Annotated in this window: 8 protein-coding genes; all 8 read right to left on the reverse strand. The window is 67.1% G+C overall.

The window, feature by feature from the left end:
• Positions 1-717 (reverse strand): 30S ribosomal protein S3 (rpsC, locus tag JWP83_RS12440; RefSeq protein ID WP_297730242.1); only part of this gene is annotated, 717 nt, incomplete at its 3' end.
• Positions 717-1,265, reverse strand: coding sequence for a 50S ribosomal protein L22 (gene rplV, locus JWP83_RS12445; RefSeq protein WP_297730243.1), 549 nt, complete (start codon positions 1,263-1,265; stop codon positions 717-719). The genes rplV and rpsC, both read right to left, overlap by 1 nt.
• Positions 1,262-1,543, reverse strand: a complete 282-nt coding sequence (rpsS, locus tag JWP83_RS12450) for a 30S ribosomal protein S19 (RefSeq protein ID WP_025738376.1) — start codon at positions 1,541-1,543, stop codon at positions 1,262-1,264. Before rpsS ends, rplV begins: the two co-directional genes overlap by 4 nt.
• A 29-nt stretch (positions 1,544-1,572) precedes the next feature.
• Positions 1,573-2,415 carry a 50S ribosomal protein L2 gene (rplB, locus tag JWP83_RS12455; protein ID WP_297730244.1) on the reverse strand — a complete coding sequence of 281 codons (843 nt, stop codon included), beginning with the start codon at positions 2,413-2,415 and terminating at the stop codon, positions 1,573-1,575.
• Positions 2,416-2,444: 29 nt separating this feature from the next.
• Positions 2,445-2,747 (reverse strand): 50S ribosomal protein L23, encoded by a 303-nt coding sequence (gene rplW, locus JWP83_RS12460; protein ID WP_297730245.1) that lies wholly within the window; start codon positions 2,745-2,747, stop codon positions 2,445-2,447.
• A complete protein-coding gene (gene rplD / locus JWP83_RS12465; RefSeq protein ID WP_297730246.1) occupies positions 2,747-3,403 on the reverse strand; it encodes a 50S ribosomal protein L4 in 657 nt (218 codons plus the stop codon). Before rplD ends, rplW begins: the two co-directional genes overlap by 1 nt.
• Complete coding sequence (rplC, locus tag JWP83_RS12470) at positions 3,403-4,056, reverse strand: 50S ribosomal protein L3 (protein ID WP_297730247.1); 654 nt, start codon at positions 4,054-4,056, stop codon at positions 3,403-3,405. The genes rplD and rplC overlap by 1 nt, the downstream gene beginning before the upstream one ends.
• Before the next feature lie 14 nt (positions 4,057-4,070).
• Positions 4,071-4,376 (reverse strand): 30S ribosomal protein S10, encoded by a 306-nt coding sequence (gene rpsJ, locus JWP83_RS12475; protein WP_003873519.1) that lies wholly within the window; start codon positions 4,374-4,376, stop codon positions 4,071-4,073.
• Positions 4,377-4,530 lie beyond the last annotated feature (154 nt).

Below are 4,530 nucleotides of genomic sequence, written 5' to 3' on the forward strand. Positions count from 1 at the left end.
GCCGCTTCGGCGCGGACGGGTGCCCGACGGCCGCTCGCGGCGCGGACGGTCGGCGCCCGCCGGAGCGGCGGCGGCCAATTCGCGCTTGCCGCCGACGATGTCGCCCTTGTAGATCCACACCTTCACGCCGATGCGGCCGAAGGTGGTCTTGGCCTCGTACAGGCCATAGTCGATGTCGGCGCGCAGGGTGTGCAGCGGCACCCGGCCCTCGCGGTAGAACTCCGAGCGGCTCATCTCCGCGCCGCCGAGGCGGCCGGAGCACTGCACCCGGATGCCCTTGACGTTGGGCTGGCGCATCGCCGACTGAATGGCCTTGCGCATCGCGCGGCGGAACGCCACACGGTTGCTCAGCTGCTCGGCGACGCCCTGCGCCACCAATTGTGCTTGCGATTCGGGGTTTTTGACCTCGAGGATGTTGAGCTGAACCTGCTTGCCGGTCAGCTTCTCCAGGTCCGCCCGGATCCGGTCGGCCTCGGTGCCGCGGCGGCCAATGACGATCCCGGGACGCGCGGTGTGGATGTCGACCCGGACCCGGTCACGGGTGCGCTCGATCTCCACGTTGGCGATCCCGGCGCGCTCCAGGCCGGTGGACAGCAGCCGGCGGATCGCCACGTCTTCCTTGACGTAGTCGGCGTACTGCTTGTCGGCGTACCAGCGGGACTTCCAGTCGGTGGTGATGCCCAGCCGGAAGCCGTGCGGATTGATCTTCTGGCCCACTAGTCTGAGCCTCCCTTCGCTTCAGAAGCCTCAGAAGCCTTGGCCGGGGCCTTATTTGCCGGCGCCTTCTTCGCGGCCGGCGCCTTTTTGGCGGGTGCCTTCTTGGCGGGCGCCTTCTTGGCGGGCGCTTTCGCGGCCGCCTTGCTGCCTTCGGCGCGGCGCGTCCGCGACGACTTCGCCGACCGCTCGTCGGAGGCCGGCCGGCTCTCGAGGATCACCGTGATGTGGCTGGTGCGCCGGCGGATCCGGAACGCGCGGCCCTGGGCGCGCGGTCGGATGCGCTTGGCGGTCGGTCCCTCGTCGGCGTAGACGGTGGCGACCACCAGCGTCGACGGGTCCAGGCCGTTGTTGTTCTGCGCGTTGGCCGCGGCGCTGGCGATCACCTTGGCCACCGGCTCGCTGGCGGCCTGCGGCGCCCAGCGCAGGATGTCGAGCGCGTCTTCCACCGACCTGCCACGCACCAGGTCGATCACCCGGCGTGCCTTTCTCGGCGACACCCGCACGAACCGTGCTTTGGCGACCGCCGACGGAAACTCAGTTGTGGTCATCGCCGCTTGGCCTTCCGATCATCCTTGATGTGCCCCTTGAAGGTGCGCGTCGGGGCGAACTCACCGAGCTTGTGGCCCACCATCGCCTCCGTGACGAACACCGGGACGTGCTTGCGCCCGTCGTGCACGGCAAAGGTGTGGCCGATGAAGTCCGGAATGATCGTCGAACGACGCGACCAGGTCTTGATGACCTGCTTGCTGTTCTTCTCGTTCTGCACGTCGACCTTCTTGAGCAGGTGGTCGTCGACGAACGGTCCCTTTTTCAGGCTGCGTGGCATGTGCTGGTACTCCTAGTCCTGAGACTTCCTCAGCGCGAGTGCTTCTTGCCGGTGCGCCGGCGCCGGACGATGAGCTTGTTACTGGCTTTGTTCGGATGACGGGTGCGGCCCTCCGGCTTGCCCCACGGGCTGACCGGGTGGCGGCCACCGGAGGTCTTGCCCTCACCACCGCCGTGCGGGTGATCCACGGGGTTCATCACGACACCACGGACGGACGGGCGCTTGCCCTTCCACCGCATGCGACCGGCCTTGCCCCAGTTGATGTTCGCCTGCTCGGCGTTGCCCACCGCGCCGACGGTGGCGCGGCAGCGCACGTCGACGCGGCGGATCTCGCCGCTGGGCATACGCAGCGACGCGTAGCTGCCTTCCTTGCCGAGCAACTGGATGCTCGACCCGGCCGAGCGCGCGAGCTTGGCGCCACCACCCGGCCGCAGCTCCACGGCGTGCACCAACGTACCGGCCGGGATGTTGCGCAGCGGCAGGTTGTTGCCCGGCTTGATGTCGGCGTTGGCACCCGACTCCACCACATCGCCCTGCGAGAGCCCAAGCGGGGCAACGATGTAGCGCTTGTCGCCATCCAAGAAGTGCAGCAACGCGATGTTGGCGGTGCGGTTGGGGTCGTACTCGATGTGGGCGACCTTGGCGTTGACGCCGTCCTTGTCGTTACGACGGAAGTCGATCACCCGGTAGGCGCGCTTGTGCCCACCGCCCTGGTGACGGGTGGTGATGCGCCCATGCGCATTCCGCCCGCCCTTGCTGTGCAGCGGGCGGACCAAGGACTTCTCCGGCTCCGAACGGGTGATCTCCGCGAAGTCGGACACACTGGCGCCGCGGCGACCCGGGGTCGTCGGCTTGTACTTACGAATTGCCATGTCTAATCAGGTCTTTCTCTCGCGCTCGGCTAGCTCGGTGCGCCGAAGAGGTCGATCGGCTTGCTGCCCGGGGCCAGGGTGACGATGGCGCGCTTGGTGCCCTTGCGCTTGCCGTATCCGGTCCGGGTGCGCTTGCGCTTGCCCTGTCGATTCGCGGTGTTCACCGATACGACCTTGACGGCAAAGATCTTCTCGATGGCGATCTTGATCTGCGTCTTGTTCGAATCGGGGTGCACCACGAACGTGTAGACGTTGTCGTCCAGGAGCCCGTAGGACTTCTCGGAGATGACCGGCGCCAGGATGATGTCGCGGGGGTCAGCGATGGTCGCCATCAGGCCGAAACCTCCTCGGCGGAACTAGTGTTGGCCGCAATGTAGGCGTTGAGGGCCTCGACGCTGAACACCACGTCATCGGAGCGCAGCACGTCGTAGGTGTTGAGCTGGTCGGGCGCCAGGACGTGCACGCCGGGCAGGTTGCGCACGCTCTTGGCACCGGTCTCGTCGGCGCGGCCGATGACCAGCAGCACCTGCTTGCGTTCGGTCAGCGTGCCCAGAAATGCCTTGGCGCTCTTGGTCGAAGGGGTCTGGCCCGCGACCAACTCGGTGATCGCGTGGATGCGTCCGTTGCGCGCCCGGTCGGACAGCGCCCCGCGCAGGGCCGCGGCGATCATCTTCTTGGGCGTGCGCTGGCTGTAGTCGCGCGGCTTCGGGCCGTGCACCGTGCCACCACCGGTGAACTGCGGGGCCCGCGTCGAACCCTGCCGGGCGCGTCCGGTGCCCTTCTGCCGGTAGGGCTTGCGGCCGCCGCCGCTGACCTCGCCGCGCGTCTTGGTCGAATGCGTGCCCTGGCGGGCGGCCGCCCGTTGCGCAGTGACCACCTGGTGCATCAGCGCGATATTGGCCTCGACGTCGAACAACTCGGCGGGCAGCTCTACGGAGCCGTCGACCTTGCCGTCGGGCGTCTTCACGTCAATCTTCTGGGCTGCCATTACTTCTCACCTCGTTTGATCGCGCTGCGGACCATCACGAGCCCTCCGGTGCGGCCGGGGACCGCACCCTTGATCAACAGCACGCCGTTCTCGGTATCGACCTTGTGCACCACCAGGTTCTGCACGGTCACCCGGTCGTTGCCCATCCGGCCGGCCATCCGGGTGCCCTTGAATACCCGCGCCGGGGTGGCGCAGCCGCCGATGGAACCCGGCCGGCGGTGCACCGCCTGGGCGCCGTGGCTGGCGCCTTGGCCCTTGAAGCCGTGCCGCTTCATCGTGCCGGCAAAGCCCTTGCCCTTGGAGGTACCGGTCACGTCGACATAGGCACCATCGGCGAAGATCTCCGCTGTCAGCTCCTGGCCGACCTCGTATTCGGCGGCGGCGTCGGGGTTGTCCAGCCGGAACTCGGCCAGGAAGCGGCGCGGGTTGACACCCGCCGCCGTGTACTGACCGGTCACCGGCTTGTTGACCTTGCGGGGGCTGATCTCGCCGTAGGCCAACTGCACGGCGCTGTAGCCGTCGTGCTCCGGGGTGCGGATGCGCGTCACCACGTTGGGCCCCGCCTTCACGACGGTCACCGGGACAACTTTGTTGTTCTCGTCGAACACCTGCGTCATGCCCAGCTTGGTGCCCAGAATGCCCTGTCTTGCCATGAGTTCTGGATCTCCTACTGGATGTTGACGTCGACACTGGCCGGAAGATCGATACGCATCAGCGCGTCGACGGTCTTCGGCGTCGGATCGAGGATGTCAATCAACCGTTTGTGAGTACGCATCTCGAAGTGCTCCCGCGAGTCCTTGTACTTATGCGGGGAGCGGATGACGCAATACACGTTCTTCTCGGTCGGCAGCGGCACCGGACCTACGACGCTGGCACCCGTGCGGACGACGGTCTCGACGATCTTGCGCGCCGAGGCGTCAATGGCCTCATGGTCGTAGGCCTTAAGCCTGATGCGGATCTTCTGTCCCGCCACGCTTGCTCCTACCCTCACTCCTCTTGAAGCCCGGTACCCGGGCTTACATCCATGTCTCTGTGCCCCCCAGCGCGCGAATCGACCGCCCAACCTTGGGCCGATCGAGCGTCGCGCCGGATACTGCGCCGCTGTTTACCTGTCGTGGTTCACCGGC

Origin of the sequence: Mycobacterium sp., from assembly GCF_025965855.1 — a bacterium.
GTDB lineage: Bacteria > Actinomycetota > Actinomycetes > Mycobacteriales > Mycobacteriaceae > Mycobacterium.

Excerpts from the sequence above, each read along its gene's own strand:
- rplV (WP_297730243.1), bottom strand. The coding sequence starts at position 1,265 with ATGACCACAACTGAGTTTCCGTCGGCGGTCGCCAAAGCACGGTTCGTG.
- rplD (WP_297730246.1), bottom strand. The coding sequence starts at position 3,403 with ATGGCAGCCCAGAAGATTGACGTGAAGACGCCCGACGGCAAGGTCGAC.
- rplC (WP_297730247.1), bottom strand. The coding sequence starts at position 4,056 with ATGGCAAGACAGGGCATTCTGGGCACCAAGCTGGGCATGACGCAGGTG.
- rplW (WP_297730245.1), bottom strand. The coding sequence starts at position 2,747 with ATGGCGACCATCGCTGACCCCCGCGACATCATCCTGGCGCCGGTCATC.
- rplB (WP_297730244.1), bottom strand. The coding sequence starts at position 2,415 with ATGGCAATTCGTAAGTACAAGCCGACGACCCCGGGTCGCCGCGGCGCC.
- rpsS (WP_025738376.1), bottom strand. The coding sequence starts at position 1,543 with ATGCCACGCAGCCTGAAAAAGGGACCGTTCGTCGACGACCACCTGCTC.